This is a genomic window from Pseudanabaena sp. FACHB-1998 (genome assembly GCF_014696355.1).
Classification (GTDB): domain Bacteria; phylum Cyanobacteriota; class Cyanobacteriia; order Pseudanabaenales; family Pseudanabaenaceae; genus Pseudanabaena.
In genome coordinates, this window is sequence record NZ_JACJQA010000054.1 from 1 (window position 1) to 19,728 (window position 19,728).

At 42.6% G+C, this 19,728-nt stretch carries 18 protein-coding genes and 1 pseudogene; 12 read left to right on the forward strand and 7 right to left on the reverse strand.

All coding sequences use genetic code 11. The features are described 5' to 3' along the window. Positions 1 to 225: 225 nt before the first annotated feature. Positions 226 to 486, forward strand: a pseudogene (locus tag H6F42_RS22010) (DDE transposase); the annotation flags it as partial. 652 nt (positions 487 to 1,138) lie between these two features. Next, entirely contained in the window at positions 1,139 to 4,336 is a 3,198-nt protein-coding gene (locus H6F42_RS20695; RefSeq protein ID WP_190401281.1) for a hypothetical protein, read from the forward strand. A gap of 16 nt (positions 4,337 to 4,352) precedes the next feature. Here H6F42_RS20695 and H6F42_RS20700 read toward each other — a convergent pair whose 3' ends face one another. Next, positions 4,353 to 4,955, reverse strand: coding sequence for a methyltransferase domain-containing protein (locus tag H6F42_RS20700; RefSeq protein ID WP_190401282.1), 603 nt, complete (start codon positions 4,953 to 4,955; stop codon positions 4,353 to 4,355). Between the two features lie 39 nt (positions 4,956 to 4,994). Here H6F42_RS20700 and H6F42_RS20705 point away from each other — a divergent pair, with 39 nt between their 5' ends. Continuing rightward, on the forward strand, positions 4,995 to 5,507 hold the full coding sequence (locus H6F42_RS20705) for an isoprenylcysteine carboxylmethyltransferase family protein (protein ID WP_190401283.1): 513 nt from the start codon (positions 4,995 to 4,997) through the stop codon (positions 5,505 to 5,507). A 1-nt stretch (position 5,508) separates the two neighbouring features. Here H6F42_RS20705 and H6F42_RS20710 read toward each other — a convergent pair whose 3' ends face one another. Continuing rightward, entirely contained in the window at positions 5,509 to 6,441 is a 933-nt protein-coding gene (locus H6F42_RS20710; RefSeq protein ID WP_190401284.1) for a ParB/RepB/Spo0J family partition protein, read from the reverse strand. Then, on the reverse strand, positions 6,438 to 7,226 hold the full coding sequence (locus H6F42_RS20715) for an AAA family ATPase (protein ID WP_190401285.1): 789 nt from the start codon (positions 7,224 to 7,226) through the stop codon (positions 6,438 to 6,440). Before H6F42_RS20715 ends, H6F42_RS20710 begins: the two co-directional genes overlap by 4 nt. A 358-nt stretch (positions 7,227 to 7,584) precedes the next feature. Here H6F42_RS20715 and H6F42_RS20720 point away from each other — a divergent pair, with 358 nt between their 5' ends. Beyond that, on the forward strand, positions 7,585 to 7,911 hold the full coding sequence (locus tag H6F42_RS20720; RefSeq protein WP_190401286.1) for a cupin domain-containing protein: 327 nt from the start codon (positions 7,585 to 7,587) through the stop codon (positions 7,909 to 7,911). On the opposite strand, the gene H6F42_RS20725 is transcribed toward H6F42_RS20720, so the two are convergent. Together H6F42_RS20725 and H6F42_RS20730 are read right to left on the reverse strand one after the other, a co-directional pair. Next, entirely contained in the window at positions 7,904 to 8,566 is a 663-nt protein-coding gene (locus H6F42_RS20725) for a hypothetical protein (RefSeq protein WP_190401287.1), read from the reverse strand. The genes H6F42_RS20720 and H6F42_RS20725 overlap by 8 nt on opposite strands. A 14-nt stretch (positions 8,567 to 8,580) precedes the next feature. Further along, positions 8,581 to 9,072, reverse strand: a complete 492-nt coding sequence (locus H6F42_RS20730; RefSeq protein WP_190401288.1) for a hypothetical protein — start codon at positions 9,070 to 9,072, stop codon at positions 8,581 to 8,583. Between the two features lie 55 nt (positions 9,073 to 9,127). Between H6F42_RS20730 and H6F42_RS20735 the strand changes: the two genes are divergently transcribed. The 5 genes from H6F42_RS20735 (at position 9,128) to H6F42_RS21700 (ending at position 16,593) form a co-directional block, all read left to right on the forward strand. After that, positions 9,128 to 9,439, forward strand: a complete 312-nt coding sequence (locus H6F42_RS20735) for a fertility inhibition FinO-like protein (RefSeq protein ID WP_190401289.1) — start codon at positions 9,128 to 9,130, stop codon at positions 9,437 to 9,439. A gap of 45 nt (positions 9,440 to 9,484) precedes the next feature. After that, positions 9,485 to 12,355 carry a helicase-related protein gene (locus tag H6F42_RS20740; RefSeq protein WP_190401290.1) on the forward strand — a complete coding sequence of 957 codons (2,871 nt, stop codon included), beginning with the start codon at positions 9,485 to 9,487 and terminating at the stop codon, positions 12,353 to 12,355. Between the two features lie 109 nt (positions 12,356 to 12,464). Beyond that, on the forward strand, positions 12,465 to 12,698 hold the full coding sequence (locus H6F42_RS20745) for a type II toxin-antitoxin system HicB family antitoxin (protein ID WP_190401291.1): 234 nt from the start codon (positions 12,465 to 12,467) through the stop codon (positions 12,696 to 12,698). Next, positions 12,695 to 12,916 (forward strand): type II toxin-antitoxin system HicA family toxin, encoded by a 222-nt coding sequence (locus H6F42_RS20750; protein ID WP_190401292.1) that lies wholly within the window; start codon positions 12,695 to 12,697, stop codon positions 12,914 to 12,916. The genes H6F42_RS20745 and H6F42_RS20750 overlap by 4 nt, the downstream gene beginning before the upstream one ends. A gap of 119 nt (positions 12,917 to 13,035) precedes the next feature. Further along, positions 13,036 to 16,593: a DUF559 domain-containing protein gene (locus H6F42_RS21700; RefSeq protein ID WP_199289224.1), complete on the forward strand. Its 3,558-nt coding sequence runs from the start codon at positions 13,036 to 13,038 to the stop codon at positions 16,591 to 16,593. Here the strand turns inward: H6F42_RS21700 and H6F42_RS22015 are convergent. Both H6F42_RS22015 and H6F42_RS22020 read right to left on the reverse strand, forming a co-directional pair. After that, positions 16,544 to 16,996 carry a transposase family protein gene (locus tag H6F42_RS22015; RefSeq protein ID WP_242018550.1) on the reverse strand — a complete coding sequence of 151 codons (453 nt, stop codon included), beginning with the start codon at positions 16,994 to 16,996 and terminating at the stop codon, positions 16,544 to 16,546. The genes H6F42_RS21700 and H6F42_RS22015 overlap by 50 nt on opposite strands. Beyond that, positions 16,929 to 17,378, reverse strand: coding sequence for a transposase (locus H6F42_RS22020; protein ID WP_242018551.1), 450 nt, complete (start codon positions 17,376 to 17,378; stop codon positions 16,929 to 16,931). Before H6F42_RS22020 ends, H6F42_RS22015 begins: the two co-directional genes overlap by 68 nt. 346 nt (positions 17,379 to 17,724) lie before the next feature. Between H6F42_RS22020 and H6F42_RS21705 the strand changes: the two genes are divergently transcribed. The 3 genes from H6F42_RS21705 to H6F42_RS20775 are packed head-to-tail and all read left to right on the forward strand — an operon-like array spanning position 17,725 to position 19,725. Then, positions 17,725 to 18,978, forward strand: a complete 1,254-nt coding sequence (locus H6F42_RS21705) for a hypothetical protein (RefSeq protein ID WP_199289226.1) — start codon at positions 17,725 to 17,727, stop codon at positions 18,976 to 18,978. A gap of 10 nt (positions 18,979 to 18,988) precedes the next feature. Next, the gene (locus H6F42_RS20770; protein WP_190401293.1) at positions 18,989 to 19,456 is read left to right on the forward strand and encodes a XisH family protein; all 468 of its coding nucleotides are present in this window, start codon (positions 18,989 to 18,991) and stop codon (positions 19,454 to 19,456) included. Further along, a complete protein-coding gene (locus H6F42_RS20775) occupies positions 19,393 to 19,725 on the forward strand; it encodes a XisI protein (RefSeq protein ID WP_143190456.1) in 333 nt (110 codons plus the stop codon). The genes H6F42_RS20770 and H6F42_RS20775 overlap by 64 nt, the downstream gene beginning before the upstream one ends. The last annotated feature ends 3 nt before the right edge of the window (positions 19,726 to 19,728 follow it).

Sequence of the window (19,728 nt, forward strand, 5' to 3'; positions counted from 1 at the left end):
CTATCAGCAGGATTTGCCATAATTCATCTCGCCTTCCTTTTGCCTTGCGCGGATCTGGTATCTCTTTGAGATAATCAACTAGACTATTACTCATTTTCTGGCTTATTTAACTTTATTGGATTAAATTATTACAAAATACCTCTACGTCTGTCACTAGCCTTTTTCTGGTTCCTCCTAACCTTTCTTGAAATAACCCTGCCCTTCCAAGATTGGGGCTATGCACACAAAACTGTTTGTCATGGGGTAGGTGAATATGCAAGAGATGAAGATGGTGATGGCTTTTGTGAAGTTCATGTCAATACGATGGAAGGCTTTTGGTCGCTTTTGCGTTCTTGGTTACGTCCTCATCGTGGTATTTCTCAAGAAAAGTTGCCTGTATATTTGAGCTTCTTTGAGTTTGTTCATAATGCTAGGAGAAGAGGTAAAGCTTTGCTCTGTGCTTTGCTTCAATCTCTACTTGCTTTACCTCCCCGTTTCACCTATTGAGCCTTAATTTTTTCCTTTAGTCAGTTCTACATCCCATTATCTCCCCACTGACTAAGCTTTTCATGGTAGTGAAAACACTACTAACACGGGCAACCTTTATAAATGACATCATCTACATTTGCTCATTACTGTCTAATTTGTGTCACAGGTGACAGTATCGATGCTTGTCAGCAAAATTGAGGTTTATTTCAATAAAATTTTGATCTTTTGTCGATCAGATCTTAAGCGATCGCTGTATGCTTAAATTGCAGTTTTTTATCTACAGGAGATTACTTACCTAGTTTTCCCCCTTCAGATACAAAAAAGCCAGTGACTTCGACCTCACCAGCTTTCTTGTAAACCCGAAGGTTTTTAAATTTAATATCCGAAAATGGACAGATGTTGCTTTGGAACGGCAATTTTGTTCAGCGCTTCTCTATATCTTAACGCAAGATATAAGTTTAGCAATAGTTTTTGCTGCGAATTTTTTTAATTTTTTGCAAAAACCAATAAGTGATTATTGAACTGAATTCAAAAAGTCTGTCTGTTTTCTGATTGAAGTCGCTACAAACCTTACAATCAGGACAATCTAGATGTTTTTAATTTTGCAACTCTTGCAGGCGCAGATCTTTGTTGAGATCTCCCTTAGCAAGCTCATGGGAGGTCAAAACTAATGGCTTCCTTAAATAATCAGTATTCTTCTCGTAAGTTTTCACCAGCCAAGTCAAATAATCCTTGTCCCATCTGCGATGACATCAAGGGCAAATGTAGAATTGCTTCGGATAATCAAGATTTTGTTTTGTGCATGACCCATCCCAGTGATGTTGGTCTGACGGATTGGAAATATTGGGGCGAAACTAATGGCAGCTACTTTGCGGGTAAGTATGTCCGCAAGCATCCTGAGTCTGAGTTGGAGCGCCAAGAGCGTCACAATAGCAATTTAAGACTGCGGCTGGCTCAGCAAAAGGCGAAGCGAGATGGTTTGGCGAAGTTGCCTGATGTGACTCAACGCGATCGCCTTTATCAAGGTTATTTACACAAACTTAATTTAGATAGTTTAGATAGAGCGGATTTAGTTAGCCGTGGTTTGTCTGAGCTTGAGATTAATCATTTAGGGGCTAAATCAACTAATTCTGGCTATATTCTGCCAATTAAGCATCCTCAAGGACAAATACTCGGTTTTCAAATCCGTTTACGTGATGCAAATTCTGGGCGCTATCGCTGGCATAAGCCTTTTGGCATCTCGGCGCAGCAACAAAATGGTGAATTGCCTCTTGCCTTTCACGGTGATATTCAGGTTGATTGTCAGCGTGTAGTTTTAGTCGAAGGTACTGGCGTTAAACCCTATCTTGCTTCTAAATTGCGTGGTTGTGTGGCAATCGGCGCTTCGGGTGGTCAGTTTGTCGCTAGTAAAGAAACTTTACAAAGTTACTTTGACGCGATTGGGGCTAAACCTGAGTTAACTCGTTTGGAATATGCAATCGATGCGGGTGATGCGGCTAATCCGTCCGTGATGCGTCGCCATGAGAAAAATCTTGATTTTCTAGCTGAGCTAGATTTTGCAATTGACATTCTCTGGTGGGGTCAGTTTACTAAAACTGATGATGATATTGATGAGTTATCTGGTGAGGTAGCGATTCAGCTTTTGACGGTTGAGCAGTTTTTCCAAATTGCTAATTATCAAACCAAACCCAAGTTTTCACCGTTTCAATGGTTGAAAGATAGGCTTTTTCCAAAGAAGACTGCCAAGGGTTTTACTAATAAATCTCAAGTTAGGCGATCGCCTCAATCGGTCTTACCCCAATTTGAATATGAGTCGGGGACAAGATTAGAATCTTGGCGTGATTCATTACTAACTCAAAAACATGTCCTTGATGCTTCGGCGACGGGTACGGGCAAAAGTTATGATGCAGGGCGCTTGCGTCCTGAAATGTTTGATGGTGTTGAAAGAATTATCTATATATCTAATGATTCGCGTAATGTCACGACTTCCACTTTGCAGGATTGGGCGATTCTGCCTGCTCGTCATAACGGTCTAGTTTCCAAGTCAGGTAAGTTACGTCGTGCTAAATCGGGTGAGGATTTGCATACTCATGCGAATTGCTCTCGGACCGGGGCGATTTCGGCTCTGCGCGATAAGGCAATTTCCGATACTAAGGTCATTTGTGAGACTTGTCCTTTGCTTAATGCTTGTCGTGGTAGTTCGGGTGATGGGTTTGGGTTTCGTCATCAAAGGGCGATCGCTTTTAATTCTAAGATTTTACGTTCTCATCCCATGAGTTTACCTAGTCCTGATGAGTTTGATTATTCAAAGACTGTATTAATCTGGGAAGAGGTGTCAGAAAGTTTGACAACTATGCGTCAGATTTCGGTTAGTCGAGATGATGTGGATAAAGCGATCGCCCTTTTGTCTCGTTCTCATCTTGACCATAAGCAGCAAATTATTGATGTGCTGAATAAGTTACATGAGTTGCTGGGTGATAAGTCATACCACGGGCTAGATTTTCATGGAATTAAATCGGCTATTCCTGAAATTATTGATACGACTTTGCTGGCTGAATTGCTAAAACCCAATCTATCAATTCTCGATACGGTTGATGGAATTGCCGATTCTGAGTTTGAAAATGCTAAGGGTAAGGATAAGCGAGAGTTAGCGAAACTTCATGCTTTGCTGAAACGAGAAACTACTTTCCATGCTGATGAAATTAGACAAAAGATTGACCATGAGGTTCTAAAACAATGGCTAGTGGAGTTTTTAGATGTTCTCTCTGGGGCTATTTCCCACGGTGATCTGCATATTCAATATGAAAGGTTAACAGTTTCTCTGGGCGATGAGCGCTTACGGGCGATCGCTCACAAGTCGGCTGCTAATCTTTATCTGGATGCCACGATTGATGTCACAGATCTAGCAATGCGCCTCAATGCTCCTGTTCATACGATTAAGCAATCTGGTGAATTGGTGATGCCGCCGATTTTTCAGGTCAATAATCTAGGACGTTTGGGAATGCAGCGTCGTGAGGAAAAGACGGCTAAGGTTGAGGCGATTATTGCTCATCTTACTGAGCTTGATCCCACGACTAGGGTGATTGATTTTAAAAAGTTTGCTAAGTCGGATACTCATGGCTTTTGGTTCCGTGATTCCCGTGGCTCCAATGATTTCAAAGCGGCTAAAACTTTTGTGATTGTCGGCACTCCTTGTGCCAATATTGCCATGCTTCGCGCTGATTATGTTGCGATGACGGATTTGCATCCAACTGAGAAAGATCCCGATTTTGCGGCGTTTGTCGATCGCCATATTTTGGCTACCGTTATGCAGTGTTTTGGTAGGAAGGCTGGCGATCGCTTTCGGAATGGTGATGCTATTTACTTTTTGTCAGATTTTGATTTGGGTGATATGCCCCATACGCTCATCAAATCTGGTGATATCACTGCTAAGGCGATGTCTAATTTGGAGCTTTTGCAGCTTAAGGTAGCTCAGGTGATTGATTCTGTTGCCGATGGTGGGTTTGATTTGCTCAATGCTTCTCAACGACAGCTATGCCAGTATTTTGATATTTCCCGTGGTGCTTTGCTACATCATTTTGATTGGATCAATTCGTTATTAGATACTCTATATAACCAATTGATCCATAGTTTTAATGAAAATCTGTTTGCTCTTAATGATTCTCATGAGCTAGCAATTGTCGATCTTTGGGCTGGGACAACTGAGTTATTTTTGGCTGAAGATATACCGATAAAAGATACCTTGTTTGGGATTTTTGAGTTCTTTGCCAAACATATTCCAAACTATTTACATAGTCATGTTTTGGTACGGCTCTCTGCTGACGCTCGTCATAAGTTGTTCTTAAATTTAGCTGTTTTGGCGTTCTAGCTGACTATAGTTGAACTCATCTTAAAACCCTAAATTTAGCTAAATATTCTTCTCCACTGCGTGAGGAGATTGAATTGCTCACTAGTGAAATGTTGGATGTGTCAAAACTAGCTGAGAATAAATCTTGGATTTCCTCAATTGTTGTGCCGAATGGCGGTCCATCAGGTTGATTGTGCGCCCAGAATAAGGCAATTAATTCTCCCGTTGATTTTAAAATTGACCGCACCATTTTCACATAATCGCGGCGTTGTTCGGGACGAATCGCGCAGAAGCAAGTATGTTCGATCGCATAGTCGAAACTGTTTGGAAATTCTTGAGGCAATTCAAAAATATCTCTTTGCAGAAATTGCATTGATATTTCCATTGTTTGGCTTAGCTTTTGCCCAAGGGCAATTGCGCTTAGCGCAAAGTCAAAACCAATCGTATCAAAGCCATGTTTGGCAAATAAAATCGCATCATGTCCTTGACCACAGCCTATTACTGCGGGTTTTCCCGCGATCGGCGCTTCACTTGATGCTAATAAACTTGCCAAGGGAGGGGCTGCCATGCCGATATCCCATTGGGCTGTATTTTCTTGATAACGTTGTTCCCAATATTGGGGATCGGTTGTTAATAGCATAGACTTGGTTAGACCGAGAATGTTCAGGTAAGTGACTTAATGAAACTATTGTCAGATTGGGGTATCACTAGCGATTGGTGGCGTGGTTTACGTGGTGAATACTGGGTGATTGCTCAGGGTATTTTATTGTTCTGCTTTGCAATTTTACCGAATGCTCAACCTAGTTTCATCAATGTAGATTCACCTGTTGTGCCCTATGTAAGTTTAGGGCTAACTGCTGTTTTTGGTGTTGGCGCAATGATCTTGTTAGGGCGATCGCTTTTCGATCTTGGTCAAAATCTGACTCCATTACCGCATCCTAGGGATGATGGACAGTTAGTGCAAACGGGTATCTATAGTTTGGTGCGACATCCTTTATATAGTGGTGTTATTTCTCTTGCCTTTACTTATGCCAGTTGGCAAATTAGTTGGGTACATTTTCTGGGTGCGATCGCTCTATTCCTTTTCTTTGATGCTAAAGCGAGAAAAGAAGAAGTGTGGCTTACAGAAAAATTTCCTGCATATTCCAACTATCGCACTTCTGTAAAAAAGCTAATCCCTTGGATTTATTAGTTTATGAGGGTTCTTCCTGCTCGATTAAAGCTTCAATCTGAGCTACAAGTTTTTCTAAAGACTTTTGCTTTTTCTTGTCATTCCAGACCGATGACTTTTTGAGTTTCTGCATAGATGTGGTAAATCTAGTTTTTAATGTGACAGGTTTCTCAGTAGTTTGACCTGCTTTGATATAGCGAATTTTTTCCTTGATCTGCGCTAGAGATAGACCCTCGTTAATAGTTTCAGTTAGTAATGATTGCCGAAGATCGGCATCCTTAATCGTGGCGATCGCGGTTGCTTTGGTATATTCGATTTGTCCTTGGCGTAGTGACTCTAGTACTTCTATCGGCAAATTTAGTAAAGGCAATCGATTAACGACAAATGACTCCCATTTAACAGTCTGCAATGATTCAAAGATACTGATAACTTTATTTGAGATCTCAGATAAAAGGTCGTCACGATCTGATTCAGGAGTTACTCGCATTTTGTAAAGATTGGAGATTACTGATTTCTCAGGAATTGCTAATCTGAGCGATAGGATCTGAAGTATTGCCTCCGTCTCTTCAACTGGGTTTAAATCTTCGCGTTGTAAATTTTCTACAAGTGCAATTTCATAGGCTTGCTCATCAGTTAACTGATGGATTACAGTAGGAATCTTTTCCAGTCCTAATTCCTTCGCTGCACGAAATCTACGTTCGCCTGCAACTAATTCATAGCCAGTATTTACAGATCGAACAATAATTGGCTCTAAAATTCCATGATGACTAATTGACTCTTTCAACTCTACCATTTTGGCAGGATCAAAATAACGTCGGGGTTGCTGTTTGGGTAAAGAGATATCACTGATTAAGATTAATCCGTCTGTTGATATATTATCATTTTCGTTGTCGTCATCATCAAAAAGAGCAACATTTGACAGTTTAGTTTGGACTTTTGTTGGTGGTTTTCTCATAGTTTTTCCATTGTCTCAGATACTTCATCAAAAATTTTTAAAATCGTACCATTGCTTCCCTTTTTGTTGTTGCTGATAAATGCGCCAAAAGGTTTAAGAGCTTTTGTTGCTTCTGCTAATGCTGTAGCGCGAGGCAGTGGTGAAAATACTTGAGCAATAGACGCAAGTTGTTCATTAATATCAAACAATGTCTGTTGATCCATTGCTGTCGAAGAAGCATACATCGTAGGCAAAAAACCTGCCAACTTCAGATTTTTATTCAGCCTTTTTTGAACCTTCTTGATCGTGCCAAGTAATAGGTCAGTTCCCATTAAAGCTTTAAATTGTGTTTGAATTGGTACAAGTACATGGGTTGCTGCTACCAAGCTAATTACACTTAAAATGCCTAAACTTGGTGGGCAGTCAATGATAATAAATTCATAGATATCAAGGAAAGGTTCAATGGCATCTTTGAGCTTAAATTCTCGTAATTCCTCAAGAACTAGCTGCTGCTCGGCTTTTGCAAGATTTAGGTTGGCTGGGCATAAATCCATCGAATAAAGATTACCAATAATTGGTAAAGCGATTGGCGATTCTCCTTCATCTTCAGCAATTAAAGAATTATAGACACTTAATTTCAATGTCCTTGTATTAATACCCATGAATGCGGTGAGTGATGCTTGAGGGTCCATGTCTATCAATAGGGTTTTATGTCCTCTGCTGGCAAGGTTGTAGCCAAGATTTTGGGCTACAGTTGTTTTCCCCACGCCTCCAGCTTGATTAAATACCGCGATTACTCGGCTCATTCTATCTCCATTTACTCTAGTCTTAGGGGTGCTAAATTTTAAAAACTATATAACATAGCTGGAGATTTTCAGCAGGTTTAAGCACTGATAATTCTTATCATAACGTTATGATAAGAATTAAATGATATGTTTTTACGTCTATTTAGATTGTTTAAGCTATAGAAAATATAGCCTGAAATTATTTCGTTTTAAGTGGCAATATTTTTATCATAACGTTATGATAAAAATCAAGCAAAATCTTTTTAAAGTGTATTTCGTTGTAGAGCGTAGCACGACTTATCAAGCTAAACATTGAATATCATCGTTCATTGCCATCTCAATTATTGATGATCGCATAAAAAATTTAAACCTAGAATCTATGCCGAATATATTCGAACTATCCCAAGAAGTATCTCAGCTAGAAAAATTTGAGCAAATTGTTGCTGGTAAAAATATCCAGATTGAGCGCATTATTTCCACAGGACAAACTACGACCTCTGGGCAATGGTATGACCAAGTACTTGATGAATGGGTGATTTTATTGCAAGGTGAAGCAGACCTTTCCTATACGGACGATACGAGAATAAAACTAAAAGCAGGAGATTATCTGCTCATTCCCGCTCATACAAAGCATCGTGTTGAATATACCAGCGTCAAGCCAGCCTGTATTTGGCTTGCTGTACATGGCAATTTTCACCTTAGCTAATCCAAATCTCGTTGGAATCATAAAAGTTTCCGCGTTGTTTAAGTTTGAAATCGCCCAAAAGTAAACCCAGCCAAATTTCCACGATTGGTAAAGGCAAATTTGCTTGTAAGTTTATCAAGCGGATAGGAGAAGAATTATTAGCTATGCAATGCCCGATCGCCTCAACCCAACTCGATACATCCTCCGCATGAGCCGTACTAATCGCTCGCTCAAATTCCTCCTCAAAACTAAGCAAACTTTCCTGCTCCAAAGATTGACTCAAAATCTCTTTATCAATTTCGCCAACAATTGAATTACCATTTTTTGCCTGTTCAGGAATTTTCCTACTCAGACTCGGCAACGTTTCAATAAACTGGTCAAAATCAACCATCATAGACTGACGTACATAACGATCAAACGCATCATCAGCCATGATCGGCTCACCCTTTGCCGCAGGAGAATGTAACTCCTCAAATAAAAAATTAGAGCGATCGCAAAACAAATCAGCAATTTGACATACTGCTTCCCCTGCTACTCGCAACTGCGATCGCGTATCGAGATCGACCAGAGTCAGATCTAAAAGCTCAAACACCCTTGGCAAATTCGCATCTTCAGGAGTCTGTCTAGCGATTGAAAGGACATCCCACAAATCCAACTCAAGCTGTTTAACTTTCATAACCACTCTGAAAATTAGTTAGGATGACAAGGGCAAGGACGCAAAGGACAAAGCCAAGGATCGAGACGTTCTTGGCTAGCAAATTTCTTAATCCCATAATTTGACTCTAGCAAAACCAATGCTTTCTGAACATAAGTATGCACTTGCGTCGCAACCATCCCCGCACAATGAATTGGTGGAACCGCCGCAAACTTTTCTTGCCCTTTCCAAACTTGAACAGCGATCGCATGAATTGGTGTATCAGTTCCCGATGGTCGATAAACTACAAGCACAGCCCAAAATACTGATGCAAACTCATCAATATTCACAACTAAGTCTTGATTAGCCTCAACTCGTTGACGAGAGCGAATCAGATTTCGGCGATCGCGATGACGGGCATAGGAGCGGCGACTATAGCAAACATTAGGATTCCAACAGCGATCGCCATCATTGCCATGAAGTTCTTGAGCTTGAGCCGCCGAGAGCATCGCACACTTTCTACACTTTTCGGGAATACCTTTAGTCATGTGGAAAATAAATGTGTTATGAATACATATCATTCACTAGGTATACAGTACAAATATGGCAATACAAGGAAAACTGGAATTAACTATCAAAATTAATGAATTTCCTTCTGATGTGTCCGTTGATAAAAACGGGTGGAAGTCCTTTGATTTAGATTGTGATGGTCAAATCTTTAGTGTTACTGTAAAACCCAAAGTATTTAAGAAGTTGGAAGACGCACAAGTTAATTATCCACAGTGGGTAGCGGCGATTGCGGGCAAGATGGGTGAAGCTACTGGGACAGGATTTGTTTTGCTTGAGCCAAATATCCAAGTGTTTGAGAAAAAACCTAAGGAAGCCAAACCTGCTGAAGAAGCAAGCTCCAACTAAATCTCAATCTCTTTGAAAGTTTTCTAATTTTGGGATTTCTCAAATATGCCTAGTTATAACATTGGTTCTGTAGTTACTTGTCGCGATCGCCAGTGGGTTGTTTTGCCGCCCGATCATGCTGATGTGGTCAGATTAAGACCTTTAAGCGGTAATGAGGATGAGGTTTGCGGTGTTTTCAAGAAATTGGGATTAGAAATAATTGAGTCTGCCGAATTCCCTGCGCCACAACCTGAAGCGATTCAAGATCGCCAAGCGGCTTTGTTATTGATGGATGCAGCAAGGCTAAGTTTGCGGAATGGGGCGGGACCTTTTCGGAGCTTGGGGAGATTGTCGGTTTATCCGCGTCCTTATCAGATGGTTCCTTTGTTGATGGCTTTGCGGTTGTCGACAGTGCGATTGTTGATTGCCGATGATGTGGGGATTGGCAAGACGATTGAAGCGGGATTGATAGCAAGGGAAATGCTCGATCGCCAAGAAATTAAGCGACTCGCTGTTTTATGTCCGCCGCACCTATGCGATCAGTGGCAACGGGAATTACGGGAGAAGTTTCATATTGAGGCGGTGGTGATTCGTTCGGGGACAGTGGGAAAATTAGAGCGATCGCTACCTGCGGGAAATCATCATGTATTTGGCTACTATCCCCATATCATCGTTAGTTTGGACTATGCCAAGTCCGATAAACGGAGAGCTAGTTTTTTAGTTCATTGTCCAGATCTGGTAATTGTCGATGAGGCACATACCTGTTCGCGTCCGAGTGGACAAAGTGCTTCGCAACAGCAGCGTCATCAGTTAGTTAATGAGATTGCGGCAAAGCAGGATCAACATTTAATGCTGCTATCGGCAACGCCCCATAGCGGTATTGAAGAATCTTTCTTGTCGATTTTGGGCTTGGTTAAACCAGAATTTGCGGCGATGAATTTAGAACATCTCTCGGAACAAGAACGGACTAAATTAGCCAATCATTTTATCCAACGTCGTCGCGCTGATGTGAAGCAATGGCTAGGCAATGAGACCCCGTTTCCTGAAAGATTATCCACGGAGCTTAGTTACAAGCTAACGCGAGAATATCGCGAATTATTTAATGAGGTTTATGATTTTGCGCGAGGTTTGGTTAAGGGTGTTACCGATGAAATGTCCTATGCCCAAAAGCGGGGACGTTATTGGGCGGCGTTGGCGCTGATTCGTTGTGTGATGTCTTCACCTGCGGCGGCGGTGGCGACCTTGAGTAAACAGGTGGAAAAACGTGAGGTGGGGGAGCAATTAGAGGAAGAAGCAATCGATGAAGACTTGATGGCCTCCTATATTTACGATCCGACAGAACAGGAACAGTCTGCCGATGCTCAACCCACATTAGCGATCGAGCAGGGACAGCAACAATATCGAGATAGCGATCGCCGTAAGCTCAAAGCATTTGTAGTAGTTGCGGAAAAACTTTATGGAGCTAAGGATGCCAAACTGCAACAGGCGATCGCCACAGTACTCACGCTTCTCACTGAAGGATATCATCCGATTATCTGGTGTCGCTATATTGCCACGGCGCAGTATGTCGCGAAATATCTGGGCGATGTGCTGAAGCAAAAGCTTGATAAAAAAGGTGATCGCTTGCGGGTGTTGGCAATTACGGGTGAGCAGTCGGAAGATGAACGGGAGATATTTTTAAAAGAATTAGCAAGCTACGAACAAAGAGTCTTAGTGGCAACGGATTGCCTCAGTGAAGGTGTGAACTTGCAAGAGCATTTCTCGGCAGTGCTGCACTATGACTTACCTTGGAATCCGAACCGACTGGAACAGCGTGAGGGTAGAGTCGATCGCTATGGTCAAAAAGCATCGGAAGTCAAATGTGCTTTACTCTGTGGACAGGACAACCCCATCGATGATGTGGTGTTAAAAGTATTGATTCGCAAGGCAGTAAAAATCCATCGCTCTTTGGGAATTACTGTCCCAGTACCAATGGATAATGCCAATATTACCGAGAGAATTTTTAACTCCTTATTTGAATACGAATCGGCAGGCGTACAGCTTTCTATTTTTGACTCTGGTTCACAGTTAGCGCTACTAGATGCAGAAATGAATCGAATTTGGGAACAAGCCGAAGAAAAAGTTAGCCGTACAAGGTTTGCTCAGAGAGCGATTACTTCGGAAGATGTGCAACAGGAATTAATTGAGTCTGATCGCGTGTTGGGAAGTGCGACAGAAATCGAGCGCTTTGTGCGATCGGCTTGTGGGCGCTTGAATGCTTCTCTAATTCCCAAAACCATTCAAAAACGTCCTTGTTGGCTATTGCCGAACATCCCCTCCGAAATTGCGTCCATGCTAACGCCTACATTAGGCGATCGCCAAAAGTTAAGCCTTTCTTTTGTTAGTCCTACTCCCGATGGAGTGGAATTTATTGGGCGCAATCATCCCTTAGTAGAAAGCTTGGCGAGATATCTATTAGAGGATGTCTTGAGTAATACCGTTAATCCTGTGGCGGCGCGATGCGGATTTACGGTTACGGATGCTGTTACTAAGCGCACGACTTTATTACTATTACGCTTGCGGCATTTGATTGACAGCCCTAAACAAGGACTTAAAGAGGATAAAAGTTTATTAGCTGAAGAATGCTTAGTCGTTGGTTTTACAGGCTCAACTTCAAATCCGATTTGGCTAGAGCAAAGTGAGGCTTTAAGGTTAATAGAAACTGCTGAACCTGTTGCCGATCCGCCTAGTTTGGGACTAGTGCGATCGGATATGCGTGACTTGTTAGAAAGTATGGAAGATTTACAGGAGGAATTGGAATTAATTGCGAAGGCGCGATCGCAAGATTTAGCCCAATCTCATCGTAGAGTTAGAGCAATTACGAAGGAGGGACAGGTCAAAGTGAAGGCTCAGTTACCGATGGATTTGCTCGGAGTATATGTTTTGAAACCAAAGTAAACCCTCACCCCCTAGCCCCCTCTCCCATTAAGGGCGAGGGGGGACAGGAAAAATTTAAATAGGTGTAAATGCTAAACTCTTCACTTAATTACAATGCAAGGATAAAGCTATGTTAGCCAATGCAATTAATCCCAATTTGCTCAAAAGGACAGTGCTACTCTATTGTGATGAAGATGGCTATTTTATCGTTGAAGTGCCTAGCTTGACTGGCTGTATTAGTCAAGGCGAAACGAGGGAAGAAGCCTTGGCAAATATCCAAGAAGCGATCGCCCTGCATATTGAAGTTTTGCAAGATCGGGGCGAACCGATTCCCGATGACAATATTGAGGTAATTTCGCTATGAGTAAGTTGCCTGTTGTTTCGGGAGCAGACTGCATCAAGGCATTAGAAAAAATTGATTTTGTAGTTAATCGGCAAAGGGGGAGTCACATTACCTTAGTCCGACAAGATCCATCAACTCAATTAACTATCCCAAACCATAAAACTGTTGCTAAAGGAACCTTGCGATCAATCATCCGAGATGCAGGGTTAACTGTAGATGAATTTATCGCCCTACTCTAAACTCAGAAATTTTATTTCTTCTCGTAGTCAAGGCTTTAGCCTTTCCTATCTTCAAACTCAAAGGCTAAAGCCTTACTACGGGTAATCATCTCTTTAAAGTTAATTGTTTATCAAGCATTATGACCACTACTCAAATCGTTAAAAACACTACAGGTTTGCATATCGAAGGTAACTTGATTGCGGGAGACTTTCTTTCCGATCTGGTTGCGGGCAATGTCAAGGGACAAATGCCTGAAGACTTTGGCTTGGCGAAAGCGGATAAGCTGGCGGATGAGATTGCGACGGTGTGGGGTGAGGCGAAAAAGTTTTGGGCAGGATTTAAAAAATCCCGTGAAGAATCGAGTTTCTCGGAGTCAGGGACTACGGAAACGCGCAAGGCTTGGGTTGTGCCTTTACTTTATAACTTGGGTTATTTGCCCACTTTTAGAGGTGAGGCGGAAGTTATCGATGGACAGACTTTTGCAATTTCCCATCGGGCGGGAGTTGGGGATAGGGGGATTGCTAAAGCAATTACTACGGAAACATCTCCGATTCACATCACTGGATGCAGGATAAGACTTGACCAGAAGCCGCCGAGTGGAAATCCGAGGCTGTCGGCTCATGGGCTGATGCAGGAATATCTCAATCGGACTGAGCATCTATGGGGGATTACTACCAATGGTTTGCAGTGGCGGTTGTTGCGCGACTCTTCTTTGATGACGAGGCTTACTTATATTGAGTTTGATTTAGAGCAAATTCTCGAAGGGGAAAACTTTGCTGAATTTGGGTTGTTTTATCGGTTGTTTCACCGATCGCGTTTACCGCAGGGAATGGACGATGCCCATGAGTGCCTTTTGGAGTTTTATCATCAAGAAACTTTGCAACAGGGCGGCAGGGTACGCGATCGCCTAAGAGATGGTGTCGAAAGAGCGATCGCCAAACTAGGCAATGGTTTCTTACAGCATCCAAAAAATCAAGCACTGAGGGATAAGTTTGCGGCTAAGGAAATTAGCGATCGCGATTTTTATCGACAAATTCTGTTGTTGATCTATCGCCTTTTATTCTTGATGGTGGCGGAGTCGCGCAATTTGTTACTGACTGAAGAAGATCCTGAAAAGGTAAGGATTTATGAGAAGTATTACAGCATTGAGCGTTTACGTGCCCTCGCAGAAAGAGCGATCGTTCCTCGCCGCGAGGGATTTCAAGACCTATGGCAAGGTTTGCGGGTGACTTTTTGCCTTTTTGATGAAAATTGGCGCGGTGAGTTGTTGGGGCTATCACCGCTAAATGGTGATTTGTTCGGCTCAATGACTTTGCCAGAGCTAAATGTGAGTGCCTTAGATAATTACGATCTCATGGTCGTCATTCGCAATCTATCGCTCTATGCACCGACCGATAAGGCGCAACTGCGGCGGGTTAATTATGCGGCGCTGGATGTGGAGGAGTTGGGTAGTGTTTACGAAAGCCTGTTAGATTTTCATCCACAGGTGAGTTTATCTCAGGGTAAGTATGAGTTTTTGTTAGTGGCGGGTAGCGATCGCAAAACGACAGGAGCTTATTACACGCCATCGGAGCTTGTGGCGCAGTTGGTGAAGAGTGCCTTGGAGCCTGTGATTGCAGAAAGGATGAATGAGGCGAAGAATTCCCTCACCCCCCAGCCCCCTCTCCCTAGGGGCGAGGGGGAGCAAGACGAATTTCAGAACCCCTCGCCCTCAGGGAGAGGGGTAGGGGTGAGGGGTTCTTGGGAAATTTCTGATGATTTGCGGAAGAAGATGCAGGAAGTGGCGCGACAATTTCGTAAAGAGCCAACTCAAAGTGAAGCAATTTTATGGGAGGCAATTCGTAACCGTAAGCTAGAAAATCGTAAGTTTCGTCGTCAGCATCCTATTGGCACATTTATAGTTGATTTTTTCTGTAGAGAAGAAAATCTAATTGTAGAAGTTGATGGACTAATCCATGAATCTCAGCAAGAGCTAGACCGTCAAAGGCAAGGACTCCTTGAATCTCTTGGGTTACACTTTGTGCGTGTCAGTAGTCAACAAGTAGAAACGTCTTTCTCTAAGACCTTAGAAATTATCAAACAATCTTTCTTGCCCCCCTCGCCCTCAGGGAGAGGGGCTGGGGGTGAGGGTCTTCAGCAACTTCAAGAATCCGCACTTCTCTCCATCAAAGTTTGCGATCCTGCTTGTGGGTCTGGACATTTCCTATTGGCAGCAGCACGGCGGATTGGGAAGGAATTGGCTAAAGTGCGGACGGGTGAGGCTGCGCCTAGTCCCGAACCTTTGCGTGAGGCGACCCGTGATGTGATTCAGCATTGCATTTATGGTGTGGATATCAATCCCCTAGCCGTTGACCTTTGCAAAGTGGCTCTTTGGATTGAGGGTTTTGCGAAGGGAATGCCGCTTAATTTCCTTGACCATCGCATTAAGTGCGGTAACTCGTTGGTGGGTGTTTTAAATCTGGATGTTTTAAAGGAAGGGATTCCTGATGAGGCGTTTAAGGCGGTGACGGGGGATGACAAGGTGCTGTCTAGTATCAAGAAGAAGGCGAATAAGCAGGAAAGGCTCAAGGATCTCACGGGGCAACTCTCGACCGCTGGTCAGTTAGATAACGATTTGGCGGCGATCGCATCGGCATGGCAAGAGTTAGATCTGATTCCTGAAAATACGCCTGAGTTTGTGAAGCAAAAGAAGGAGCGCTATGAGGCTAATCAACGCGATCGCAAGTGGTGGCGCAGTCGTTCGGCTTGTAATTTGTGGACGGCAGCGTTTTTTATGCCTTTGACTGAGCAAAATTTGCAGTTATTGCCAACTACGGCGGCGTTGGTGCGGTTGTTGAGTGAAGATCTTGCTCCCCTCTCCCCCATTGGGAGAGGGGCTGGGGGTGAGGGTCTTCCAGCGATAGGAGTAAGGGAAATCGTTGATGCTGCGAACCAGTTAGCCTCTGAGAAGGGCTTTTTTCATTGGGCTTTAGAGTTTCCTGATGTGTTTGAGAATGATGGTTTTGATTGCATTCTCGGTAATCCTCCTTGGGAGATGATACAACTTGACCCAAGAGAGTTCTTTATTTCAAGAAATGTAGAAATTAACAATGCAAAAAACAAAGCTGAGAGAGACAAGTTAATAAAACTATTGCAACAAACAAATTCTCATTTACTCCAAGAACTTAAAGATGCACAACATGATTCTGATGCTCAAAGTAAATTTATTCGAGAGTCAGGACGTTTTCCTCTAACTGCGGTAGGAAGAATTAATACTTATGCTGTGTTTGCAGAAACAACTAGAAAAATAATCTCTGATATGGGTAGGGTTGGTATAATTGTTCCAAGTGGAATTGCTACAAACGACACAACAAAAGAGTTCTTTGGTGATGTAATTAAGCAGGAATCTTTAGTTAGTCTATTCGGCTTTACTAATTGGGCTTTTATTTTTCCTAATGTTGGTGATAGATTTGCTTTTTGTTTGTTAACTTTAGTAGGTAAAAAAATAAAAAAGATTGAATCAGTTTTTACTTATCACTGTCATCATATTTCTGATTTGAATGAAGCGAAAAGATATTTTACTTTGTCAAAAAAAGATATTGGCTTGATTAGAGTTGTTGGGAAACAAAAGCAAGGCACAGTTTCTATTTTACTCTTTCTATCTATTTTCAAGCAGTATCTAAGTAGAAGTTCCATAAACCAGCCGCAATCAACATGAGACGGTCATCAAAATCAGGTATACGATTACGATAGGTTGCTGTTACAGAATTATATCGTTTCATCCCCGCATGGGCATGTTCACATTTGACTCGTTGACGGCTAAATTCTCGATTTTCCTGTTTCTGAGCTTCAGTCAACTCTTGACCTTTTGGCTTTTTGTGCGGCAGATGTACATTTACAAACTCGTTCTGTAATCCTTGATAGCCCAAATCCCCCTCAATCGCTACGGCATCAGGAATGTTGCTTACCCAGTCCTCTTCGTCCAGTTGCTTCTTATCGTGGACTTTTCCTGCTTTGGCTTTGCTCAGTAAAATAATCCGCTTTTTACGGGTGCTACCTGTGGTGTGTTTCCTTGTGTGCCGTTTTTTTTCCTGAGTAATGCTCTTTTTGTCGTGCTGCATCTTTTGGACGTTGCACTGGTCGTTCTGTACCGTCAATGATTACTGCTTCGACTTCGCCAAACTTTGCTAGAAATTCTTCGATGCTATCAATCTTTCTTTCGGGTAATGCTTGTCTCTTGCCCAGTGCTGTTTCCAAGATTGGCATCAGTCGATGTACCCAATCGTGAGCGCAGGAGCGGTCAAAACCAAATAAAACACTCATTAAGTCAAATGTGGGATAGCATTTGCAGTACAACAAGATAAAAAACAATTTGTCGGCACTAGTTTTCAGTGTTGCTTTCCTACCCCCTCCTGCTGCTCGCCATCGCCTTTTCTTGGCTAGGGTTTCCTGATATGCTTCTGCAAAACTTGGCAACAACTCATCGAATGCTTGCTGGTTCAATCCTGTAGTTGCTCGTATTTGCCTATCTTGTTTGAGTATATTTTCAATATTTATCATCTTTTTTATGTGTCTCTTGGCATGATAATACCTGATATCAAACCTCGCTTATGGTTCAATTTATTGAACTTTTAGCTTTTCTATTTACATATAGATGGAAGTACAGAAATAAATACGAAGTTGCCTTTATAGCTTGCTTTCGTTTCCCGACAGGTCTATTAACCCTAATACGTTTACTTGTCCCGTTTTTCGTAGTAATCCAGATGCAGAATTAACTAAAAAAATATATCAGAATATTCCTATTTTAGAAAATGAAAAAACAGAAATTAACCCTTGGGGAATTTCATCTATGTTAATGTTTATGATGAATACTGATAGTCATTTGTTTTTTAATAGACCAAGCGATGATTTATTACCTTTGTATGAAGGGAAAATGTTTTTCGTTTATGATCATCGCTACGGATTTTATACTGATGAGATGCTAAATAGTGATCAAGTAGATTTTAAAATTATTCCTACTCCTAACATTGAAAACTTACAAGATCCTAGTTTTAAAGTTAATCCTCGTTATTGGATTAGTAATAATGAAGTAAAAAATCGACTGTCTAACTGTAATTGGAAGAAAGATTGGTTGGTGGTTTTTAGAGGTATCACATCTTCAGTAAATGAACGCACAACAATTTTTAGTTTGTTACCTAAAGTTGGTGTAGGTCATAGTGCGCCATTAATAATTTTAGAGCAAAGCAATGTAACTTTAATTTCTTGTTTACTAGCTAATTTTAGTAGTTTACTATTCGATTTTATTGCCCGCCAGAAGCTAGGAGGAAATAACTTTAGTCTTTTCATTCTCAAACAACTCCCCGTCCTACCCCCCGATCGCTACAGCCAAAACGACATCAACTACATCACCCCCCGCGTCCTCGAACTCACCTACACCGCATGGGACATCAAACCCTTCGCCGACGACCTTTGGAATCCCCTCACCCCCCAGCCCCCTCTCCCCTTGGGAGAGGGGGAGAAAGAAAACTTCTTACACCCCTCTCCCTCAGGGAGAGGGGCAGGGGGTGAGGGCGCATCCATCCTCACCCAAGCCAGCGACAAACAACAACTCAAATTTGATCTAGCGATCGAAATCACAGGCAAACAACAACTCGAACTCACCACCCCACCAGACCCCACCGACCAAACCCACCTCCGCCAGCTAATCCTAGAACAATGGCAAGCCAACCGCGCCGCCTTTGAGCAAGATGCCCTCACCCCCCAGCCCCCTCTCCCAAGGGGCGAGGGGGAGCAAGAAGACTTCTTACACCCCTCGCCCTCTGGGAGAGGGGCAGGGGGTGAGGGTCTTGGCATCCCCCTTCCCCCCTTCATCTGGCACGAAACCCGCCGCGCCCAAATCCGCGCCGAACTCGATGCCTACTACGCCAAACTCTACGGCTTAACCCGTGACGAACTGCGCTACATCCTCGACCCCGCCGACATCTACGGCGCAGACTTCCCCAGCGAGACATTTCGAGTCCTAAAAAACAACGAAATGAAGAAATATGGAGAATACCGCACCCAGCGCCTCGTTTTAGAAGCATGGGATAAACTTGGATATTAGGAGGAAAATCATGTCAGCCCGCGATCTATTTCACCAAGTTGTCAGACACGCCCTTGAAAAAGAAAATTGGCAAATAACCCATGATCCCTATGGACTGCAAACAGACAGCTTTGACCTAGCAATTGACCTTGGAGCCGAAAAAATTCTTGCAGCAGAACTAGGAGAAACTAAAATTGCTGTAGAAATCAAAAGCTTTCTCGGATCTTCTAAAATTTCTGAATTTTATGGAGCATTAGGACAATTTATAACCTATAGACTTGCCCTACAAAAACTAGAAAGCGATCGTATCCTCTATCTAGCCGTCCCCGAAAACCTCTATGACAAATTTTTCGCCACTTCCCTCGTCCAAGAACTACTTCAACAGAACACCATTTACCTAATTACCTACGACATTGAACAGGAGAACATAGTCAAATGGATACCCTCACCCAATACCGTCAACATATCCAAAACCTCCTCAAAGAACATGCCAGCCTAGTTTGGGATACTCGTATTCGCGCAGAAACAATCTTTGACACCGAACACGACCATTATCAACTCGTCTATGTGGGTTGGCGCAACTCCAAACGAGTCTATGGCGTTGTTCTCCACCTTGACATCATTGACCACAAAATTTGGATTCAGCAAGACGGCACAGAAATTGGCATAGCCAATAAATTAGTAGATCTCGGCATTCCCAAAGCAGATATTGTCCTCGCCTTCGATCCGCCCAACCTCCGCAAATACACCGATTTTGCCGTTAGTTAAACA

What these genes read in the sequence shown, in the direction of transcription:
- H6F42_RS20695 (WP_190401281.1), top strand. Translation starts at nt 1,139, where the DNA reads ATGGCTTCCTTAAATAATCAGTATTCTTCTCGTAAGTTTTCACCAGCC.
- H6F42_RS20700 (WP_190401282.1), bottom strand. Translation starts at nt 4,955, where the DNA reads ATGCTATTAACAACCGATCCCCAATATTGGGAACAACGTTATCAAGAA.
- H6F42_RS20705 (WP_190401283.1), top strand. Translation starts at nt 4,995, where the DNA reads ATGAAACTATTGTCAGATTGGGGTATCACTAGCGATTGGTGGCGTGGT.
- H6F42_RS20710 (WP_190401284.1), bottom strand. Translation starts at nt 6,441, where the DNA reads ATGAGAAAACCACCAACAAAAGTCCAAACTAAACTGTCAAATGTTGCT.
- H6F42_RS20715 (WP_190401285.1), bottom strand. Translation starts at nt 7,226, where the DNA reads ATGAGCCGAGTAATCGCGGTATTTAATCAAGCTGGAGGCGTGGGGAAA.
- H6F42_RS20720 (WP_190401286.1), top strand. Translation starts at nt 7,585, where the DNA reads ATGCCGAATATATTCGAACTATCCCAAGAAGTATCTCAGCTAGAAAAA.
- H6F42_RS20725 (WP_190401287.1), bottom strand. Translation starts at nt 8,566, where the DNA reads ATGAAAGTTAAACAGCTTGAGTTGGATTTGTGGGATGTCCTTTCAATC.
- H6F42_RS20730 (WP_190401288.1), bottom strand. Translation starts at nt 9,072, where the DNA reads ATGACTAAAGGTATTCCCGAAAAGTGTAGAAAGTGTGCGATGCTCTCG.
- H6F42_RS20735 (WP_190401289.1), top strand. Translation starts at nt 9,128, where the DNA reads ATGGCAATACAAGGAAAACTGGAATTAACTATCAAAATTAATGAATTT.
- H6F42_RS20740 (WP_190401290.1), top strand. Translation starts at nt 9,485, where the DNA reads ATGCCTAGTTATAACATTGGTTCTGTAGTTACTTGTCGCGATCGCCAG.
- H6F42_RS20745 (WP_190401291.1), top strand. Translation starts at nt 12,465, where the DNA reads ATGTTAGCCAATGCAATTAATCCCAATTTGCTCAAAAGGACAGTGCTA.
- H6F42_RS20750 (WP_190401292.1), top strand. Translation starts at nt 12,695, where the DNA reads ATGAGTAAGTTGCCTGTTGTTTCGGGAGCAGACTGCATCAAGGCATTA.
- H6F42_RS21700 (WP_199289224.1), top strand. Translation starts at nt 13,036, where the DNA reads ATGACCACTACTCAAATCGTTAAAAACACTACAGGTTTGCATATCGAA.
- H6F42_RS22015 (WP_242018550.1), bottom strand. Translation starts at nt 16,996, where the DNA reads ATGCAGCACGACAAAAAGAGCATTACTCAGGAAAAAAAACGGCACACA.
- H6F42_RS21705 (WP_199289226.1), top strand. Translation starts at nt 17,725, where the DNA reads ATGTTAATGTTTATGATGAATACTGATAGTCATTTGTTTTTTAATAGA.
- H6F42_RS20770 (WP_190401293.1), top strand. Translation starts at nt 18,989, where the DNA reads ATGTCAGCCCGCGATCTATTTCACCAAGTTGTCAGACACGCCCTTGAA.
- H6F42_RS20775 (WP_143190456.1), top strand. Translation starts at nt 19,393, where the DNA reads ATGGATACCCTCACCCAATACCGTCAACATATCCAAAACCTCCTCAAA.